10 protein-coding genes are annotated in these 20,912 nt (G+C 47.3%); 6 read left to right on the top strand and 4 right to left on the bottom strand.

Translation table 11 applies throughout. The annotated features are described in order from the left end of the window. Positions 1-455: 455 nt before the first annotated feature. The 4 genes from NG792_RS20750 (at position 456) to NG792_RS20735 (ending at position 10,214) form a co-directional block, all read left to right on the top strand. A complete protein-coding gene (locus NG792_RS20750; RefSeq protein ID WP_261201207.1) occupies positions 456-1,064 on the top strand; it encodes a hypothetical protein in 609 nt (202 codons plus the stop codon). An 88-nt stretch (positions 1,065-1,152) separates the two neighbouring features. Then, positions 1,153-4,029, top strand: coding sequence for an OmpA family protein (locus tag NG792_RS20745; protein ID WP_261236659.1), 2,877 nt, complete (start codon positions 1,153-1,155; stop codon positions 4,027-4,029). An 8-nt stretch (positions 4,030-4,037) separates the two neighbouring features. Next, positions 4,038-4,589: a Rab family GTPase gene (locus tag NG792_RS20740; protein WP_261236658.1), complete on the top strand. Its 552-nt coding sequence runs from the start codon at positions 4,038-4,040 to the stop codon at positions 4,587-4,589. Positions 4,590-4,781: 192 nt separating this feature from the next. Next, the gene (locus tag NG792_RS20735) at positions 4,782-10,214 is read left to right on the top strand and encodes a PAS domain S-box protein (protein ID WP_261236657.1); all 5,433 of its coding nucleotides are present in this window, start codon (positions 4,782-4,784) and stop codon (positions 10,212-10,214) included. A 9-nt stretch (positions 10,215-10,223) separates the two neighbouring features. Here the strand turns inward: NG792_RS20735 and NG792_RS20730 are convergent, their stop codons facing one another. Further along, complete coding sequence (locus NG792_RS20730; protein WP_261236656.1) at positions 10,224-11,963, bottom strand: two-component system response regulator; 1,740 nt, start codon at positions 11,961-11,963, stop codon at positions 10,224-10,226. 574 nt (positions 11,964-12,537) lie between these two features. On the opposite strand from NG792_RS20730, the gene NG792_RS20725 reads away from it, so the two are divergent. After that, the gene (locus NG792_RS20725; protein ID WP_261236655.1) at positions 12,538-15,336 is read left to right on the top strand and encodes a hybrid sensor histidine kinase/response regulator; all 2,799 of its coding nucleotides are present in this window, start codon (positions 12,538-12,540) and stop codon (positions 15,334-15,336) included. After that, positions 15,320-17,719, top strand: a complete 2,400-nt coding sequence (locus NG792_RS20720) for an adenylate/guanylate cyclase domain-containing protein (protein ID WP_261201201.1) — start codon at positions 15,320-15,322, stop codon at positions 17,717-17,719. Before NG792_RS20725 ends, NG792_RS20720 begins: the two co-directional genes overlap by 17 nt. Positions 17,720-17,942: 223 nt before the next feature. Here NG792_RS20720 and NG792_RS20715 read toward each other — a convergent pair whose 3' ends face one another. The 3 genes from NG792_RS20715 to NG792_RS20705 all read right to left on the bottom strand — a co-directional run bounded on the left by NG792_RS20715 (position 17,943) and on the right by NG792_RS20705 (position 20,700). Further along, positions 17,943-18,371: an FKBP-type peptidyl-prolyl cis-trans isomerase gene (locus tag NG792_RS20715; RefSeq protein WP_261236654.1), complete on the bottom strand. Its 429-nt coding sequence runs from the start codon at positions 18,369-18,371 to the stop codon at positions 17,943-17,945. 422 nt (positions 18,372-18,793) lie between these two features. Further along, positions 18,794-18,985, bottom strand: coding sequence for a hypothetical protein (locus NG792_RS20710; RefSeq protein ID WP_261236653.1), 192 nt, complete (start codon positions 18,983-18,985; stop codon positions 18,794-18,796). A gap of 14 nt (positions 18,986-18,999) precedes the next feature. Next, positions 19,000-20,700: an adenylate/guanylate cyclase domain-containing protein gene (locus NG792_RS20705; protein ID WP_261236652.1), complete on the bottom strand. Its 1,701-nt coding sequence runs from the start codon at positions 20,698-20,700 to the stop codon at positions 19,000-19,002. Positions 20,701-20,912: the final 212 nt, after the last annotated feature.

The following is a 20,912-nucleotide window of genomic DNA, read 5'->3' as shown; positions in this document are numbered from 1 at the left end:
AATTTGACCAAGCTGTGAGATAATAACGCCAGCTTCTCCTAAATCCCTGGAGGCAAAAGGGCAATCGGGACAAAACTCAACAGCAAAACCCACCCACCTACATCTTCAAAACAGGCATTTAAACTCCCACTTAAGGGCAGCGGGAAGAGCCGTAAACTCAGAGGGCTTGAATGAAAGCCGGTTAAGCCATTGTAAATATTTACGAAGGTTTTGCCCGTAAACTCCTTGGCTTTTACTCTAACTTTGCTAGAAGTGGAGTAGCAGATTGAGAAGGGAGGAATTGATAACCCTGAAGTTGCGGACGAAAAAGAAACGGTAAAGAAGGGGTTTATCCAGTTGAGGTCCGAGGGATTGCCACTAACCCAAAAACGCGGTTTCCCCGTAATGGTCAAATGGCTCTTAAAGGGGTAAGATTTGATTGATAAAACCTAATTCACCAAATAAGAGGTGTTTCTATGAATGAACTGAGTCGCGACGAAATGAGAGAACGGCTGGGCAATATTGACCAGATTCGCGAGATTATTGTAGGGTCACAGATCCGAGACTATAATCATCGATTTGAACAAATTGAGGCAAACTTGATTTTATTACAAAAAGAGTTTCGCGATCGCCTAGAGGAAGTCAAAAATTTCTCTGCCACGGAAATGCGAGGAGCAGTAGAAGCAGTGGAGAAAAAAATTAAAAGTGTGAGTTTAAACACGCAAGAAGATTTGACCGATGTGCGGCAACAGCTTGAACGCACCAAGGCCAAAATTTCTCATACCATTGAGTCTCTGGATGAATCTTTGGATAAGCAAACCAAATCTATTCGCGAACAAATACTGGAAATTCAACAAACCCATCAAGAGAACATTCACACCTTGCGGGAGCGAGTTTTTGAAGAAGTGGAACGGCGTTTTTCTAACTTAAAAGAAGGAAAAATCGCCCGAGATGATATGGCAGAAATTTTATTTGAAATTGGGATGAGGCTCAAGGGAACTGAGTTTGCACCGGAACTGCGAGAAGCTGCGGAAACCCAGATTACGGCAGATCTCCTCTTACCGGATCACCGCAATGGAGATTAGATACAGGAAATTAAAATCAGGGCCGCTAAGTAGGGTTTTTAGCGACCAAATAACCGACAAATAAAGCGTGTTGGCAGGGGGCATAAGGATGGATTTGTCACAGTTCAAGCAAGGTAAGGCGATCAAAGAGGAAGAGGGCTTAAGGACCGTAAATCGGGAAAGAATAACACCCGCGCCAGATCCCCTGGAAAACTTGCGGGATGTCTTGCTCGAAGCACTCGGAAGTAAAGCCGTAAAAAAGGTCCCGTTATCGGAGCAGCTCAAGGAGCAAACCTCACAAAAGCCTACCGCCGATCGCACCGAAACTCGGGAATGGAAATCGGGGGGGGCAGTAGAAAAGGGCGGACGCGATCAGGGTGTGAAAAAACGCGATCGCCCTTCTCCTAAACCCCCCAAAAACGCTGAATGGCGCACCATTACCGTTCACCATTATGCGATCGCCGAAGTGGGGGACAAACCCACCCCTGCCCCATCCAGTTCATCCGCAACAATCAGGAAAGATGCAACCCAAAAGGCTCATTCTCCTCATGAGAATGAGTTTCTAGACCCTTCTAAACTAACCCCGGAGTCTGCCACTTCAACACAGCAGACCCAATCTAAATTAGGCGAACCTGAGACTGATTTAACCAGGAATTTCATCCCCGATCAGGGGAATTCCACGGTCCATTTAGACCCACCCTTTTCCCCGGAATCCCATTCCCATCTCAACGGTAAACCCACCCATCAAAGTGATAGTCAAGTTGTCACAAAAACGAACACAAAATCAGAGGAAAAAAGCCCGGTTCAGCCTCAAAATAGTCATCCAGAAAAAGATAAATGGCCTACCCTGAAACCCTATTCCCCCCAGAGTACCTCACCTGTTATTGCCCACATCTCGGAGTTGCAAACCAATAGCGAAGCGGTATTAGCCGGAATGGAGCAATTAGAAAGTCTGTTTGGGATAGAAACCCCTGGACAGCCTTCGCAAACTCACCCGGTGAGTGCCGATTCATTACAAACCGGCGATCCGATGGAAAGTTTGCAGCAACTTTTATTCGGGGCGCAATTATCAGACCTCGATCTCCTCAAGCAATCTTTAACTGAATACGACTTGCCCGGACTGCGAGAATTGCTGGTCAAAACCAACACCAACTTACAATCCCTGGAAAGTCAGATTTATGACCCGCAAAAGCTGATTGAACTCCTTAAACCCTGGATAGCAGAAATTCTCAGTCGCAAAATTAGCGACTCTAAAGAAGAAGTAGCTAAGGCATTGGTTCCCATCATTGATGAAGTGATTAAGAACCGATCGCATGAAAATAAAGAAGCCATGAGTTCGGCGATCGCCTCCATCCTTCCTAGTGCCATTACCCAACAAATCAAAGAGAGTCCACAAGATGTCGCCAAAGCCCTCGGACCAGAAATGGCAATGGCAATTAAAGAACAAATCCGACTCGATCGCAACTCGATCGCCCAAGTCTTAGCCCCAGAAATGGGACGGACCATCAAAGAACAAATTCGCCTGGAACGCGATGCAATGGTAGATGCCCTCTATCCCGTCATTGGGAATACCATTAGCAAATATATGACCGAGGCCATTAAATCCATTAATGAAAAAGTAGCAAATACCTTAAGTCTGGAAGGAGTAGAACGCAAAATTCGCTCCAAAGTTCAGGGGGTTTCCGAAGCCGAATTGATTCTGAAAGAATCCATTCCCTTTGTCGTGCAAGCGGTCTTTTTAATTCATAAAGCCTCGGGTTTAGTAATTGCCGAAGCCCAGGAGGAGGGGGACTACCGCCTAGAATCAGAAATGGTAGCTGGAATGCTTACTGCAATTCGCAGTTTTGTCAATGATTGTATTGTCAAACCTGGGGAAATTTCTGAATTAAGCGAAGTTGAATATGGGGATTCCAAAATCATTTTAGAAGTGGGAGGATACTGCTATTTAGCAATAATTCTTAAAGGCACTCCCAGCGCAGCTTTTATCAAAAAAATGCGAAAAACCGTCAGTATCCTGATTTTGGACTACGAGGAACCCATTAAGGAATTTGATGGAGACCCGGCGAATGTTCCCGATCGCATTCAGGAATTGGTCAATCAACTCATCGAATCAGCAGATCCAAAAACCCCAGAGAAACCTTATGCATTGTTGGGGTTGTTTCTAGGTGGTTTTGGCGTAATACTCTTAGTTTGGATGGGGTTGTTTTACTATAGTTCCATTCAACGCCGAATCCAGTCTCAAGTCGCTTTGGCTTTGAGTTCAGCCCCGGAATTAGCGGTTTATCGGCTGGATGTAGCAGCAAAGCGAAATCGGGTAATTGTATCTGGAAAGTTACCTAATGTGGAATTGCGCCAACAGGCGGAAGAAATAGCCGCAGCAGCGGCAGGCGATCGCATTTTAGACAATCAAATTATTGCCGTTGATGTCCCCCCAGACTCGACCCTAGTTCGGGGTGAAGTGGGACGAGTCCGTGAGGTTTTTAATCAGAAAAACGGGGTAAAAATTACCGCTAACTACGTCAATCGAACCGTCACCATCGCTGGGACCGTTAGGGAGATGTCCCAGGCGAAGCAAATCGTCCAAGGTTTCCAGCAAATTCCTGGAGTAAACTCCGTGGTTAGTACCTTGAAACTCGACCCGGTTACGATTCAAAATCGGATCTATTTTGAGGCGGGTTCGGCTGGGTTAAATCCCAATTATCAAGAGACTCTGACCACCTTGAAGCAGTTTTTAGAACAATATCCGGAAAAAAATCTCAGGATCATTGGTCATAGCGATCGCACAGGTTCTCCCACTCGAAACCAACGGTTAGCCCTCCAACGAGCGCAAGCGGTCCAAACTGCCCTGATCCAGTCAGGAATACAACCCACTCGTTTAGAGGCGATCGGCGATAGCAACCCGCCTCAAGACGTAGACTCTAGTCAACCTAAACTATTAGGGCGGGTTGTTCTTTTTGAGCCAATCACACCAGAACCGAAAAATTAGTTAGCATTATGTCAACCATTTCTAAGAAAATCTGCATGATTGGGGATTTCGGGGTCGGAAAAACCAGTTTAATTCGCCGGTTTGTGGATCGGGAATTTAGCGATCAATATCTTTCTACCGTTGGGGTGAAAATTTCTCGTAAACCCCTGCAAGTGGAAAAAGAACCAGGTTCTGACCCGATTGGGATGCAGTTATTAATTTGGGATTTGGAAGGTCACACCAAGTTTAAGGCGATCGCCCCCTCCTATCTCCAAGGTTCCAGCGGCGCTTTAATCGTCGCCGATGTCACCCGTAACGAAACCATAGAACGAGTTGCCGAACATATTAAGCTGTTTGCCTCAGTCAATCCCAAAGGCGCATTGATGGTCGCCTTAAATAAAGCTGACCTCGTAGAACCGGAAAAAATCCCCAAACTCCAGGACTTATGTCAGGACATTGTATCTGGAGTTTCTCCCGAATCTGAGCTGGTTTTAGGCATCTATTCCACCTCGGCCCGAACAGGAGAATTTGTAGACGACATTTTCCACCAATTGGCCATTAAAACCCTAGTGAAAACTTAACTGCTCTTAACTTAAATGATCGGGGATTTTTAGGCCGTCGGTTCAGTCGAGAAGAAAGACTCGTATTCCCGGGTTTCTGAGTCTCATTAGATGTGCATCAGCAAGCTTTTCTAAAGACCCCCGGTTGTCTTCCCTCGACTGTACCGCCGCTCACTTATCGTATGATAGAGAGAAGGAGGACGAAAAAGACCTATGACGACTTGCAGGAATCCCCTATTAGAGAAACTTTTAGCCCCTCGCAGCTTAGAGTATCTGGTCGTGAACCGCGATGGAATTATCTTAGAGAAATCCCCCCAAGTGCATCGGTTTGCCGAGAGCCCCGAACAAGTGGAGGCGGGACGGGATGCCAGAGGGGGATATCCCGAGTTAATTGGCATCGAACAGGTGTGGGTGGATATCCTGGAAGGACACTGTAATAGTTTTGAATTACAAGGCATCAATCGCTGTTCCCATCGCGAGGGGACGTTGTATCTGGATTTGTGGATGGTTGCCAACTCTCAGGAGAACCAACCCCCTGATCGGTTATTTGTGTTTTTTGGGGATGCCACGGAACGCATGGTCTTACGGCAAACCTTGGTTCAGAGAGAAAATGAGGCTTATCTATTATTAAATAAACTCCACTCCGCTAAATCGGCCTTAGATAAAATTTTTCAAACTGCCCTAGACCCGATTATTGTTTGTACTGCAAACGGATTAATCAAAAAAACCAACAAAGCCACTTGGGAATTATTAAAATACAGCGAATTAGAATTAGTCGGTAAACCTTTAAAGGATATTATCCAGAATATTCACCTTTTAGAAACTGTAAATTCTGACCCTTCATGGGGGAAAGAAGAAGAGGCTTATTATCTCAGAAAACCCGAAATAGAAGTCACTTGCAAAAGCAAAAAAGGAGAAGAAATAGTAGTCGGATTTTCCCGAGGGGTAATCCGCAATGAAGACGAGGAAATCGAAGAAGTGGTCTATATCGGACGGGATCTGACCGAACGGAAGCGGACCTCGGCGGCGATCGCCAAAATGAATGCCGCCTTAGCCCAGCGAGTCGAGGAACGAACCCGTACTTTGCAGCAAACCATCCTGCAACTGGAAAGCGAAATCGGCGATCGCCAAAGGGCCGAAGCCGCCTTGCAAAAAGAACGAGAATTTCTCAACGCCTTACTCAACAACCTCCAAGACAGCATCGTCGCTTGTGACGCCGATGGCACCCTAAGCGTCTTAAACCGCGCCAGCCAAGAAGTGTACGGACTGCCAGAACAACCCCTATCAGTCCATCACTGGGGGGAACACTTTCAGTTTTACCATCCCGACGAAAATAGCCCCATGCCCATTGAACAGACCCCCCTGTATCGAGCATGGCAGGGAGAACGAGTCTGTGAGCAAGAAATCGAAATCCTGCCAAAACAAGGCAAAAAGCGCATTATAGTCGCCAACGGACAAGCCCTCGTCAATGCCCAGGGAGAAAACCTCGGGGCCGTGGTCGCCATGCAGGATATCACAGCCCGGAAACAAGCCGAAAAAGCCCTCCAGAACATCATCTCGGGGACCGCTGCGGTCACCGGAGAAGAATTTTTCCCCGTGTTGGTGCAACATCTGGCCACTGCCCTGGGAGTCCCCTACGTTTTGCTCTCCCAACTAGAGGGGACCCACCAGAAAAAATTAAAAACCTTAGCCTTTTGGTCTGGCGATCGCCTCTGGGACAACTTCGAGTATGAACTCTGCGACACTCCCTGCGAAATCGTCATCGAGGAAGCCCGACTCTGCCACTACCCCGATCGCCTCCAGGACCGCTTCCCCAACGCCCCAGCCCTTGCCACCCTCAATGCCGTCGGCTATCTCGGCATTCCCCTCTTCGACCCCCAGAACCGGCCCATCGGCAACCTCTGCATTATCCATGACCAACCCCTAGAAATAGACCCAGAAGCCCACGCCATTCTTAGCGTCTTTGCCTCCCGCGCCGCCGCCGAACTGCAACGCAAATGGGCCGAGGACGCCCTGAAAAGCGCCAATGACGAATTAGAACGCCGAGTCCAAGAACGCACCCGAGAACTATCGGAAACCCTCAACAGCCTGCAAGGTGAAATCGCTGAACGCCAAAAAACTGAAGCTGCCTTGCGCCGGAGTGAAGAACGGTGGCAGCTTGCCATCAAAGGCACCTCCGACGGCATCTGGGACTGGGACCTGAAAAGCGATCGCGTCTTCCTTTCGGCGCGGGGGCAGGAAATGCTCGGATATGAATCCCAAGACCAGTTCCATCCCTTTGCAGAATGGGAAAATCGGATTCATCCCGATGACCTGGAAACCTGCCGTCAAGCCATGCAAGCCCACCTGTCCAATACCGGGTCCTCCTACTCCCAAGAACATCGGGTCAGGACCCAAGACGGGGGATATAAATGGATTTTGACTCGGGGTCAAGCCCAGTGGGACGAAGCCGGAAACCCCATCCGCATGACAGGTTCCCATACCGACATCACCGATCGCAAACAAGCCGAAGAAGAACGCCGCAAATTTGTCGCCCTCGTTGAGAACAGCAAAGACTTTATCGGCATGGCGACCTTGGAAGGCAAAACCATGTATGTCAACGAAGCCGGTCGCCTCCGGGTGGGACTCGATTCCCGCGAACAGGTCTATCAAACCGAAATGTCTGACTACCTGACCCCAGAAACCTGGGTGCAATATCAACAGGTCGCCATTCCCACCGTCATGCAAGCTGGCTATTGGCAGGGGGAAACCAAACTGCGTCACTTTAAAACTGGCGACTGCTTTGATATGGAAACCAGTTTATTTCTGGTCAAACATCCAGAACGGGGTGAGCCAATTTGTTTCGCCACGATTCAACGGGATATTAGCGATCGCAAACGCGCCGAAGCCGCCCTAATCGCCAGCGAAAACAAATATCGCTCTGTCGTTGAAAATTTAAGCGAAGTGATTTTCCAACGGGATACACAAGGTTACTTAACCTTCCTCAACCCCGCTTGGACCGACATCACCGGGTTTACCGTCGCCGAAAGTGTTGGACAACCGCTCCTCTCCTTTGTTCACCCGGACGATCGGCCCAGTTTTCGCAAAGCCTTTGAAGCCCTCATCAACTACCAACAAGATTCCGTGCGCCACGAAGCCCGATTTCTCACCAAAGAGGGCAATTATCGCTGGGTAGAAGTTCAAAAACGCTTAAATATTAACGATCACAATTGCTACATCGGTACCGCTGGTTCTCTCAACGATATTACCGATCGCAAGCGCATCGAACAAGTCCGCGAACAGGAACGCCAACAGTTACGACAAATTATTACCAATGCCCCGGTCGCAATGGCCATGTTTGATACGGAAATGCGCTATCTAGCCTATAGCAACTGTTGGTTAAAAGATTACCGCTTGGAGGGACAATCTCTCCTGGGACAATCCTATTATGAGCAGTTGCCCGAAACCGAAAACATCAAAGCCATTCATCAGGGTGCTCTCCAAGGAGAAGTCCTCTCCCGACCGGAAGAGAGTTTTCAACTCGGCGATGGAACCCAACTTTATCTGCGTTGGGCCGTGCAACCTTGGTATCGCTCAGAACATCAAATTGGGGGCATTATCATTGTCACTCAAGTGATTAATGAATTGGTCCAAGCCCGAGAACAGGCCCTGCAAGCCTCCCGAATGAAATCTCAATTCCTCGCAAACATGAGTCATGAAATTAGAACCCCCATGAATGGGGTGATTGGCATGACCGATTTACTCCTAAAAACTCCCCTCTCTTCCCAACAGCAGGATTTTGTCCATACCCTGAAAACTAGCGGTCAAAATTTGCTGATTTTGATTAATGATATCCTCGATTTTTCTAAACTCGAAGCCGGGGAAATGCGCCTGGATCGCATTGAGTTTAGTTTAAGCGGCTGTATCGAAGAAACCATTGATTTGCTGGCAACCCAGGCCCAAAGTAAGCGGCTGGAATTACTCTCCCTGGTGGACTCGGAGATTCCCCCAACTTTAATAGGGGACCCGACTCGCCTGCGTCAGGTGTTAATGAACCTGACCGGAAATGCCCTGAAATTTACCCAGGAGGGTGAAGTGGTGGTTCAAGCTTCTTTACAGATTCAAACCCCCACCACTACTACCCTATATTTTGAAGTCAGGGATACTGGAATTGGCATCAATCCTCGGGACCAACATAAATTATTTGAATCCTTTTCCCAAGTGGATGCCTCAACAACGCGGAAATATGGAGGCACGGGGTTAGGATTGGCAATTTGCAAGCAATTAGTGACCTTAATGGGGGGTGAGATTGGGGTGGAAAGTTCCGTGGGTGCGGGTTCCTGCTTCTGGTTTACCGCCACCTTTGAAACCATCCCTGGCGGGGTGAAAGTGCTGCCGAAATTAGCCCCGTCGCTTCGGGATTTGCGCCTGCTGGTAATGGATGCTAATGCCACGAGTCGGCAGATGATTTGTGCCTATTTAGAGTCTTGGCATCTTCAGGGTGAGACCGTAACTAACTCATCGGAGGCGATCGCCAGCTTGCACAATGCCTACGCCCAAGGTAATCCTTATTCTCTGGTTTTAATTGACCTGCAAAATCCTCAATCCGATGGGGAAACCTTGGCCCAAAACCTAATTTCTAACCCCTGTTTCTCCAACCTAAAATGGCTCGTCATGGTGTCTATTCATCAACATGAACTGGTGAAACGGCTTCTCAAAAAAGGGGCGGCGGGCTATTTATTGAAGCCGATTAAAGCCTCTCGCTTATTAGAAAGGTTGACTCAAGCCATCCAGGGTAAACCCTCGGGGGTTTCTCCTTCTTTATTCCTCCGGGAAGATGTCGGCAGATCCAGTCCGGTAATCGAACCTGTGAAGAATTTGAAAATTTTATTGGTGGAAGATACTCCAATTAACCAAAAAGTAATTTTAAATCAGCTCAAGGTGCTGGGGTATGCTGCCGACTGTGTGGAGAATGGACAGGAAGCCCTCGATAGTCTAGAAAAGCAACATTATGATCTGGTTTTGATGGATTGTTTGATGCCGGTTTTGGATGGGTATAAAACAACGAAAGCGTTGCGCGATCGCGAAGGTTCCTCGCGTCATATTCCGATCATTGCCATGACTGCCAATGCCATGAAAGGAGACCGAGAAAAATGTTTAGAAGCCGGAATGGATGACTACATCAGCAAACCTGTGGATCTCGACCAGTTAGCTGCCATTTTACATCACTGGGGAGAAATCATCGGCGGCGTTCAAGAAGCCCTTCCCCCCCCACCAGAACCGCCAATACTCCCTTGTAAATCCGCCTCCTCTGATTCCCTGGAGGAAGCCCCCATAGATCTCGATCGCCTCCATGAAATTTCGCGGGGAGATGAAGAATTTGAATTAGAACTCCTGGAAACTTTTATGGAAGATGCGGTGGTTTATTTAGAGGATATCAAGATCTTTGTAAAAACTCAAAATTGGGTGGAATTGAGCCGTCGCGCTCATCAACTCAAGGGAGGTTCAGCTACAGTTGCCGTGCTCTCAATGCCTAATATTGCTCGTCAAATTGAATCTCAAGCCCATCAGCAATGCCAGGATGGTCTCGAAGAGTTTGTGGCTGAATTAGAGAGCATTTTAACCCGCATCCAGCGGTTTATCGAAACCCTCAAGGAACAAGCCTAGGCGATTGCTTTAAAGGTCTTTGACAAAAGATGAATGATGCAGTCGTTCGGTTAAGAGTTGTTCAAAGGCGGCAATGGCTAAAGGAGGACTAAAATAATAGCCTTGGATTAAATCACAATTATTTTCGCAAAGAAAATCATATTGTTCGCGGGTTTCTACCCCTTCGGCAATCACTTTCAAGTTAAGCTGTCTAGCGAGTTGGATGATGGCATTGATAATGGCGGCATTTTTGGAGCTACTCAGCAAGTCTCTAACAAAAGAGCGGTCTATTTTTAGTGTATCGAAGGGAAATTGCTGCAAATAACTCAAGGAAGAATAGCCGGTTCCAAAATCATCTAAAGAAAGTTGTAGGGAGAAGTCTTTGAGGTCTCTGAGGATGCAGATGGCGAGTTCAGGATTTTGGACGAGGGCGCTCTCGGTGAGTTCAATTTCTACATGACAGGGATTAACTTGGCTTTCTCGGATAATATGAATGATGCGCTGGGTTAAACCGGGTTGATTAAATTGCAGTCCGGATAAGTTGACTGCAATGGTGAGTTGATACCCGGCCTGTTGCCAGATTTTGGCTTGTTCGCAGGCATTTTGCAAGACCCATTCATCGAGGCGCACAATCAGTCCGGTTTCTTCGGCTAGGGGAATAAATTCGGCGGGGGAAATTAAGCCTCGGTCGGGATGGAGCCACCGGACCAGGGCTTCAGCGGCGACTATTTTTCCGGTTTTTAAGTGAACTTGGGGCTGATAGTAAAGGATGAATTCATTGCGGTCTAATGCCTGCCGCAAGCTCATTTCTAGCATGAGGCGATCGTAAGATTTCTCTTCAATGGCTGAGGTGTAAAGTTGATAGCAATTTCCCCCTAGTTCTTTGGCTTGGTGCATGGCTAAGTTAGCGGATTTGAGCAAGCTATCAATTTCTTGACCATCATCGGGATAGATGGCGATGCCAATGCTACTCGTAAGAAATACTTCGTCGTTTAAGATACTAAAAAAGGTGGAAAATAGGCCGAGGATTCGACGCGCTGTTTCTTCCACTTGCGGTTTTTCCGTCAAGGGGGGCAAAATTAAGGCCAGTTGCTCGCTGTTTAACCGGGCGACGGTCCCTTCGGGTCCCACATACCGCAGGGTACGCTCGGTGACGGCTTGGAGTAATAAGTCGCTGTAGTCGGTTCCGAGGGTATTGTTAAAGCGGTTGAGCTGGTCTAAACTGAGGATGGCTACGGGGATGAAGCAGGGTTGATGAGGGTTGGTGGTGAGGGTGCGCTCGAAGCGATCGCGCAACATTAATCGATTCGGGAGATTGGTTAAGCTGTCGTAATAAACAAGGTCGTTGAGTTGGGCGATCGCCTCTTGGACAGCATTATTCTGTTGCTGCTTGAGGCGTTCCCGTTTGCCGAGTTGGGTGGCGATCGCACCCATCAGTTCCGTCCGAGTAAAAGGTTTCGTCAGATAATCACTCGCTCCTAGTTCCATCCCCCGGCGCATGGCGGAACGGTCCTCCTGGGCAGTTAAACAGATAAACGGGATTGTTGCCGTGGTGGGGTCCTGCTGGAGGATGGTCAACACTTCATAACCATCCAGCCCCGGCATCATAATATCGCACAAAATTAAATCGGGCTGTTCAGTTTGTGCCAATGTTACCCCGGTGCGACCATTTTCTGCCCCAATGGCTTCAAAACCTTCCAAACTCAGGATTTTGAGGACGGTTTTGCGAAACGAATTTTCATCTTCGACAACCAGTATTTTCTTTTTCATGCACTCAACAACCCAAGCTGATCGTTTTCTTTACCCATTAACTTTTCGGTTTAACCGCACCCTAAATGGCCGCAATACTGTATTGTCGCCATTTTCCCCAATTCGATTGCCCAAGCTCCCAGGAGGATTCCACCGCCGTGAGTTTGACACTTTTTAAGCAATCCGTGATTTTATTCTAAAAGTTGGCCCGATCGCCCGTTGGAAGGTTCCAGATTCCCACGGAGGATTTTCTAAGCCTGAACCTCTCCCTGCCTATTCTTAGGACCCTGAACCTTTGAGGATAAAAACAAATATTATTTTATTTTACCATACCGGCTCCCTAAGTCTAGGGGAAGTTTAATCGGCGCCGGGGTTAAATATGAATCAAAATCATGATAACCGTTAAAACTTTTTGATTAAAAACTGAATACTAAGGGATAAAATACAAAAGCAATACACCCGGTATGGTGGCGGTGTCAGTCCGTGAAATCGCCCCCTTTTGATCCATTTAAGGAACGGTTAGTAAGCAAGTTAGCCGATTGGGCATACTAAATAAATAGCCCAGACTGTTTCTGTCGTGAACCTGAAACGCCGAATGAATCCGATTCTCCATAAACTACTCACTCCTCGCCACATGGAGTACCTAGGCGTTGATCGCCACTGGTACATAATTGAGGCATCTGCTGGCGCGATGGAATTTGCATCCGGGGGCGCTAGAGTCGGGGTGGGAGAGGATGTCCGGCTGGGATTTCCCGAACTCATCGGACTCGAAGAGGTATTCCGGGCGATCTTTCAAGGACAACAGGAGGCGTTTGAAATCAAAGGAATTGCCCGGATTATAGAATCCCGTGACCCTCTTTATTTCGATTTGTACTTGATCTCCGACCCGACAAGAGCTGAAACCGAGGAACGGCGATCGCTAATTCTTTTAGAAAATACCACAGAAACGATGGTATTAAAGCAAGAATTAGTGCAACGCATCAATGAAGCTAACCTGCTCCTTTCTAGCCTAGAGGCAGCTAAATCCTACACCGATAAAATTATCACCTCAATGGCTGATGCATTGTTGGTGACCGATCGCCGGGGTCGGATTCAAAGTGTCAATCCCGCCGCCGTTAATTTATTTGGTTATTCCCAAGACTCAGAACTGCTCGGTCAGCCAATTTCTATGCTGATTGAAAGCGAAGACATTTTAACCCATGACCGGGGTAACCCAGCCCCCACTGAACCTACCTTCTTAACAACGGCTGAAGGCATTTGTCGGACGAAAAAAGGAGAAAGTATCATTGTTTCTTTCTCTATTGCAGCCATTGGTACCGAACTCGATGATTATGGGGATTTAGTTTATATTGGCCGAGACATTACAGAGCGTCAACGGGCCACGGCAGAACTGGATCGTGCCCGTCGAGAAGCGGAACAGGCTTCCACCGCAAAAAGTTACTTCTTAGCGAATATGAGCCATGAAATTCGGACCCCGATGAATGCAGTTTTGGGGATGACTGGGTTATTATTAGAAACAGCTTTGACCGCTGAACAGCGGGACTTTATCGACACAATTCGCACCAGTGGGGATGCCCTTTTAACCTTGATTGATGAAATTTTAGACCTCTCGAAACTCGAAGCGGGAGAGATGCACTTAGAACTATTAGATTTCAACCTAGGCACTACGGTGGAAGAAATCATCGATTTATTGGCCCCGCAAGCTCATTTAAAATCCGTAGAAGTTGCCTCATTTATCGAGGAGGGTATCCCCCTGGGGTTGCGGGGAGATAGCTCCCGATTGCGGCAAATTCTCACCAATCTGATGGGAAATGCAATTAAGTTTACTGAGGAGGGATATGTCGTCCTGCAAGTCGAACGAGTGGCCGAAACTTCCAATTCAGCGACTTTGTTGTTCTCGGTCATTGATACAGGAATCGGGATTGCCCCCGAAAACCAAGGTAAGCTGTTTCAACCCTTTTCCCAAGTGGATTCCTCGACAACCCGGGAATATGGAGGAACGGGGTTAGGACTGGCAATTTGCCAACAGCTAGTGACCCTGATGGGGGGAGAGATTGGGGTAGAAAGTCGGGAAGGAGAAGGGTCTAATTTTTGGTTTAAAGTTCCCTTTACAAAGCCTGAGATTTCCCTTAATAAGCTATCCTCACCCCCGGAAATATCGGGTCTATCTCTGTTAGTCGTCGCTAATAGTGAAGTGGTGCGAATGGTGATTGGCGATCGCGTCACCAGTTGGGGAATCGACGTGGAGGAAACCGAGAGTGCCACAGCGTTTAATTTCTTGCAAAACCAATGGGAGGAAGGGATAGAATATGACCTAATTGTTATTGATTTAGAAATGCCAGATATCACGGGAATTGCCTTAGGCGAACAAATTAAACAGGATTCCCGATTTGCCAGCATTCCTTTAATTGCGATCGCTGCAACCCATCAGCGCAATTTCGTCAAAACGGCCTTAACCAGTGGATTTTGCCAGTGTCTGATTAAACCCATTAAACCTGCACGTTTTCTGGAAGTTATTTGTCGTGCAGTAGGTCTAGCTGTAGCAATAGAGCCGGACCGGGTTTCCTATCCCAAAGATAAGATTAACATCGGACAAACTCCGATTAAAATGCTGTTGGCTGAAGATAATCCCGTTAATCAAAAAGTAGCCATTAAACAACTGGAGTTATTAGGATATCAAGCGGATATTGCCAATCAGGGTGAAGAAGCACTGAAATTATGGCAGGATCATTCTTATCACATCATTTTGATGGATTGCCAAATGCCGGTACTCGACGGATATCAAGTCACCGCAGAGATCCGCCGCTTAGAACAGGAAACCGGGGATTCTCCAGTGCGTAACCCCCGGCATACCGTGATCATCGCCATGACTGCTCATGCCATGAAGGAGGACCGGGAAAAATGTTTAGCCGCAGGAATGGATGATTATATTAGTAAGCCAGTCTGTCCGGAACAACTTCAGGCTATACTATCAAAATGGGTAAATCAATTGAGCGGAGCAAGAGTTAGCTTTCAACCCGTTAACTCGGGCGATCGCTCCTCCGGAGACCAGATCCTGGATCTGGAGCGTCTTGAACGAATTTCTCAAGGAGATTCGGGTTTTAGGAAAGAGCTGCTAGAAACATTTATTGAAGAACTACAAACCCATATTGTATCACTCCAAAGCGTTTCCTTAGAAGACTTTGCCACCCTCAAACAAGAAGCGCATTATATTAAAGGTGCCAGTGGGAATGTGGGAGCTCAACAAATTTGTGGTATTGCGGCCCAATTGGAACGAGAGGCTAAGCAAGGTAAAGCAGGTAATCTATCTGATTTATTCGCTCAATTAACTGAAGCCTATCAAGCATTCGTTATTTTTGTAGAGCGAGCCTGGGAGAATGAACCCCTTCTTTAAAAAATTTTTAGTTGTCCACGGCATTGAGTATCTGATCCTCGATTCAGCCTTAACCATCCGTAAAACCTCCGAGGGAGTGAACCGATTTTCGGATTCTCCCGGTCCCATTCAAGTCAATGACGAGGTGGGCCTTGCTTTCCCTGAATTGATCGGAGTAGAGGACCTCTTACAGGAGGTTTTAGAAGGGCGGCAGATGAGCTTTGATTTAAAATCCCTGAGCCGGTTTACCGAAGCAGGGAAGCCGGTGTATTTTGATATGTATGTCGTTCAAGATGACCAGGTTCAGGGCCAACAGCTCATCGTTTTTTTAGAAGATGTCACCGATCGCATGAGCTTGGAACAGCGATTAGTCCAAGCCACTAATGAAACCCATCTCCTCCTGGCTGCCCTCTTTGAATCCAAACGCTATATCGAGCAAATTCTCTCCTCGATGGCGGAGGCATTAATCGTCACCAGTGAAACGGGTTTAATCAAAAAAGTTAATCAGAGTACCCTAGATTTATTTGAGTATTCTGAGGCCGAATTACTGGGAAAAGGCATTTCCCAAATTGTCGGAATTCATCAGGATTTGGTTAAAGATTTTTTCCTATCCCAAATTGATCGAGATGAACCCGGATTAGCCCCGGTAGAAATCGTTTGCCATACCAAAACTCGGAAAAAAGTATATGTAGGATTTTCCTGTGCAGTGATTGATGTTTCCGCCGCCGATATTCCCGATTTAGTTTATATCGGTCGGGATATCACCGATCGCAAGCGCAAACAACAACGGAATTTAGCACAATCGGCGACGATGCGGATTTTATCCGAATCGGCGAATTTGGTCGAGGCAGTACCAAAACTGTTACCTGCTTTATGTGACAGTTTAGAGTGGGATGTCGGCGAAATTTGGCAGGTGCAAATGCGGGATGGAGGCGGGGACTATCTGTCTGAGGTATCCAGGGAGTCAGAACAGCAACCAGATTGTCTCACTTGTCTGCAACTGTGGCATCGCCAGACCCCGGAATGGGACGGGTTGCACCAGAACAGAAAGACGCAGTTAGCCGAGGGTGAAGGATTACCTGGTCATGTGTGGGCGAGTCATGAGGCAGTGTGGACAGCGGATCTCCCGAGGGAAGCGATCGCCTGTCCCGGAACAGAATACTTAGTGCAAGCGGGTTTGAACACTGGGTTTGCCTTCCCGATTTTCGGTGACGCTTCGGAAACTGAACCCCTGGTGGAGCCATCCTCAGAATTGCTTGGGGTGATTGGGTTCTATAGCCGCGATGTCCAGACGATTGATGAAGATTTGATGGCAACTTGTAGTGCGATCGCCAGCCAGATTGGTCAATTTATCAAACGTAAACAAGCCGAAATTGCCCTCCAAGAAAGCGAAGAACGCTATCGCGATTTATTTGAAAATGCCAGTGATTTGATTCAGAGTGTTTCTATAGAAGGTCGTTTTTTGTATGTCAATCGTGCCTGGAAAGAAACCCTGGGATACAGTGAAGCCGACCTAGAGCGCCTGACGGTGTTTGAACTTCTGCATCCCCAAAGTAAACCCCAGTATCAAGACCGCTTTGACCGCATCTTTGCTGGGGAAACCCTGGATGAAGTCACCGCTGAATTTATGACGAAATCCGGTCAGACAATCTTCTTACAAGGCAGTATGAATTGTAAGTATTTAGAAGGCCACCCCGTCGCTATTCGGGGAATTTTCCGGAATATCACCGAACGAATTAGGGTAGAAAAAGCCCTGCAAAAACAACAAAAGAAAACCGAAAATTTGCTGTTGAATATTTTACCGGAACCCATCGTCGATCGCCTCAAGCTGGAACCCAACAGTATCGCGGAAACTTATGCCAATGTCACGGTTTTATTTGCGGATCTGGTAGGCTTTACCGAAATTGCTTCGGAACTTTCGGCCCTGGAAGTGGTTGAGTTGCTGAATTTAATTTTTTCGGCCTTTGATCGCCTCACTGAATTGCATCAACTGGAAAAAATTAAAACCATTGGAGATGCCTATATGGTGGTGGCGGGATTGCCCACCGAACGGGAAGATCATGCCGAGGCGATCGCAGATATGGCCCTCGATATGCAAACCGCCTTGAGCCAATTTAATCAGCAAAGTGAGCAGTCTTTTAGCATTCGGATTGGCATTCATAGCGGACCCGTGGTAGCAGGAGTAATTGGCATCAAAAAGTTTATTTATGACCTGTGGGGGGACACGGTAAACATTGCCAGCCGCATGGAATCTCACAGTTTACCCGGACGAATTCAAGTCAGCGAAACCACCTATTATTTATTGCGGGAGCATTATGAATTAGAAAAACGCGGACCGATTGCGGTGAAAGGAAAGGGAGAAATGAATACCTATTTTCTCATCGGGTCAAAATCAGAATTCTAGCAGTTCCTCGATTCCTCAAACCCTTTAGATATCTCCAGCTAGAGCAAGGCGATGGAACAGCCTTGACCCGAATCTTAAAGGGCGATCAATCGGGGTTTAAATGTCCTGCGGGAGTGTTATAAACCGGCGGGGATTTGTATCCCCGCCAGCGTTTTTGTCCTAACGGTTTAAAAACCTCTAAATCTTTTATGGTGTTACAAAACGGAGAGGGTCTTTCTTGCCCTTAAGCAATGCCAACCAACTCAATTTCAAAAATCAAATCTTTTCCCGCCAGGGGAGGATTGGCATCTAAAGTAACTTTTGATTCAGAAATCGCCGTAATGACCACGGGAATAATTTGATCCGGGGCTTGTTGAATTTGTAATTGTTGTCCCACATCTAAGGGGATATTATCCGGCAGTTGCTGCCGCTCAACTTCCACCACCATTTCTTGCCGATGGGGACCATAAGCCTCTTCCGCTGGAATCTTTTCCGTTTTGGATTCCCCCAGACTCATCCCTAAAACTGCTTGTTCAAAACCGGCAATGAGTTGTCCTTCCCCGAGGACAAATTCCAGAGGGTCGCGATCGATGGAGGAATCAAATACAGTCCCATCGTCTAATTTACCCGTATAGTGAACTTTCACCATATCGCCTTCTTTGGCTTGGGTCATTTTGTTTGCTCCTAATAATGTTCACGAAAACAAAGCATCCAAGTCTAGGGCTGATTAGTTATTACTCTGTAGCCTAAGCCCGTAAAAAAAACCGGGTTTTATAGACTGGATTGAAGTCAAGAAATCTTTATCCCTCCTTCATGCTAAATCAGTCAGACTGGAAGACCTTAACCCCAGGGAACCCATGAATGCTGAAATCCCCAGCCAACTTAGACCTCTGTTCCCGTTGTGGTTATTGGTTAGTATTTTAACTTGCCCGACAGAATTTTGCAGGAAGGTGGGGGAGTGGGGGAGATGGGGAGGATGGGGGAGATGGGGAGGATAGGGGAGATGGGGAGGATAGGGGAGATTTATCCTCGTGACTTGGCTGAAGGGAGTCATGGACTCTGGAGGCTGTGCCTACAGTCCCCCAGCGAGGCGCTTCAGTCTCGGATAGTGCGTGTTACGGCTCCAGCCATAATACGAGATGCACTTCTACTCTCCCCATCCACCCCATCTTCCCCATCTTCCCCATCTTCCCCATCCTCCCCATCTTCCCCATCTTCCCCATCTTCCCCATCTCCCCTATCCTCCCCTATCCACCCCATCCACCCCATCCACCCCATCTTCCCCATCCTCCCCATCCCCCCTACAAGCGCCCTTTGAGCAAATATACCTGCATTGCTCCTTTGCCTTTAATCTCGATCGCTCCTCTTGCTTCAAAACGGTATTGATCTTTCAAACAGTTATAGGTAGCCTCAGACACTTGAATTTGGCCGGGAATGCCGTGGGATTCCATGCGGGAGGCGGTATTCACCGTATCTCCCCACAGATCATAGATAAATTTTTTAATCCCAATCACCCCAGCGACGACGGGTCCAGTATGGATCCCCATGCGCATTTTTAAGGATTGATTAAATTCTGCATTAAATCGGGCGATTTCCTCTTGCATTTCTAGGGCCATCTCGGCGATCGCAACGGCACTATTTTCACAGGGAACCGGCATTCCCGCTACAACCATGTAACAATCGCCAATGGTTTTAATTTTTTCTAACTGATACCGTTCCAAGGCGCGATCGAAGCGAGAAAAAATATTATTGAGCAAGTGGACCAATTCCGCTGCTTCAATTTGAGCTGAAAGTTGGGTAAAGCCGACAATATCAGCAAATAACACGGTGACTTCAGCAAAAGTATCGGCTATATTTTCTTCCTGACCCTTGAGGCGATCGGCAATGACTTCCGGTAAAATATTCAGCAACAAACTTTCTGCCTTTTCGCGTTCGATTGCTAGGGCGTTGGCTGAGGATTCCAAGGTTTCTAACATGGCATTAATGGTCTGGCCCAAACTGGATAATTCATCTTTTCCAGAGATGGATACTCGCAAGGTTAAATCTCGGCGGTTATCAATTTTTTTGACATCTTGGCTCAAATATGATAATCTAGCCAATACCATTTTTTCGAGTAACAATAGGGTACAAAATCCAAAAACCAGACCGACGATCGCCAGCGACACCATCATATACCTGGCACTGGCTTGACCTTGATGGAAAATTTCCCTAGGAATATTCAGTTCTAATAAAACTGCCGGTTGACCATAGATATCCCGTAATAAACTATACCCTGCCATCCATTCCTGATTGAGTGGTTCGATGAGGATAGGAGGATCATCGGACATCTGGGATAAGCGAGCGATCGCCGGTTGTAACTCAACGGGGGTAGTCGGATCCATGAGTCCATAAGCCCTCACATCCAAGTGGGTAAGTTTTGCTAAACGCTGGATTTCTTCGCGATCCAGAAAGCGGGCGATCGCCAGGGTTCCCCGCGAGGGAAGATTCCCCTGACTGTTGAGAATTGGACCGGCGGCGAGCGTCATTGGACGGTTATTAATGGTGACAATTCCAGCCAAAGATTCTTTGGGTTTTAACACCTGAATGGAAGTCTCTGTAATCTTCTGAGAAACCTCTGCCGGAATCGGTACTAACCGCTGACGAACTAAGTCAAAACCCTGACCAAAAACCAGTTTACCTTCTTGATTAATAAAGAGGACCGCATTGGCTCGAAGGGAGGCCAAATTCACCTCCCCTAAATTTCTATCAATATAGTCTAAATTGCCATTTTGGATAAACCGATAAGTTTCATCCCAAACCCCCCACTGAAAGTTAAGCGCCTGTAATTCCTGCTGATAATTGGAGAAGGCATCCAAAACTCTTTTGACATTCCGCCTTGCTTCTTTTTGCTCTAAAGCGGTAAAGCCATTGAGTAAAATAGTTGAGGAGGTCAGATGCACGACTCCAAATAACCCAGCCAGGGTCATGCCGATCGCCAGTAATGTTTTCTTGCGGAGGGTCATCAGGCCACCAGGGAGGAGGGGACATATCAGTGAAATTATGACATGGATTGGCTGTTTTTTGAGAATCCTGTTTTGACTTCACCCAAAACCCAAAAATTACAGGGTGCAGGTATCCCACCCCAGCCCCCACTTCCCGTCCCACAAAGACGAAGTTTTTAATATCACCTTTGGGATTAGTTCACCCAATTGACTGAATTTTTGAGTAGGAACTT

The organism is Laspinema olomoucense D3b (genome assembly GCF_025370785.1).
GTDB lineage: Bacteria > Cyanobacteriota > Cyanobacteriia > Cyanobacteriales > Laspinemataceae > Laspinema > Laspinema olomoucense.
This window is presented reverse-complemented; position numbering and strand designations above follow the sequence as displayed.

Excerpts from the sequence above, each read along its gene's own strand:
- NG792_RS20750 (WP_261201207.1), top strand. The coding sequence starts at position 456 with ATGAATGAACTGAGTCGCGACGAAATGAGAGAACGGCTGGGCAATATT.
- NG792_RS20745 (WP_261236659.1), top strand. The coding sequence starts at position 1,153 with ATGGATTTGTCACAGTTCAAGCAAGGTAAGGCGATCAAAGAGGAAGAG.
- NG792_RS20740 (WP_261236658.1), top strand. The coding sequence starts at position 4,038 with ATGTCAACCATTTCTAAGAAAATCTGCATGATTGGGGATTTCGGGGTC.
- NG792_RS20735 (WP_261236657.1), top strand. The coding sequence starts at position 4,782 with ATGACGACTTGCAGGAATCCCCTATTAGAGAAACTTTTAGCCCCTCGC.
- NG792_RS20730 (WP_261236656.1), bottom strand. The coding sequence starts at position 11,963 with ATGAAAAAGAAAATACTGGTTGTCGAAGATGAAAATTCGTTTCGCAAA.
- NG792_RS20725 (WP_261236655.1), top strand. The coding sequence starts at position 12,538 with ATGAATCCGATTCTCCATAAACTACTCACTCCTCGCCACATGGAGTAC.
- NG792_RS20720 (WP_261201201.1), top strand. The coding sequence starts at position 15,320 with ATGAACCCCTTCTTTAAAAAATTTTTAGTTGTCCACGGCATTGAGTAT.
- NG792_RS20715 (WP_261236654.1), bottom strand. The coding sequence starts at position 18,371 with ATGACCCAAGCCAAAGAAGGCGATATGGTGAAAGTTCACTATACGGGT.
- NG792_RS20710 (WP_261236653.1), bottom strand. The coding sequence starts at position 18,985 with ATGGGGAAGATGGGGTGGATGGGGTGGATGGGGTGGATAGGGGAGGAT.
- NG792_RS20705 (WP_261236652.1), bottom strand. The coding sequence starts at position 20,700 with ATGACCCTCCGCAAGAAAACATTACTGGCGATCGGCATGACCCTGGCT.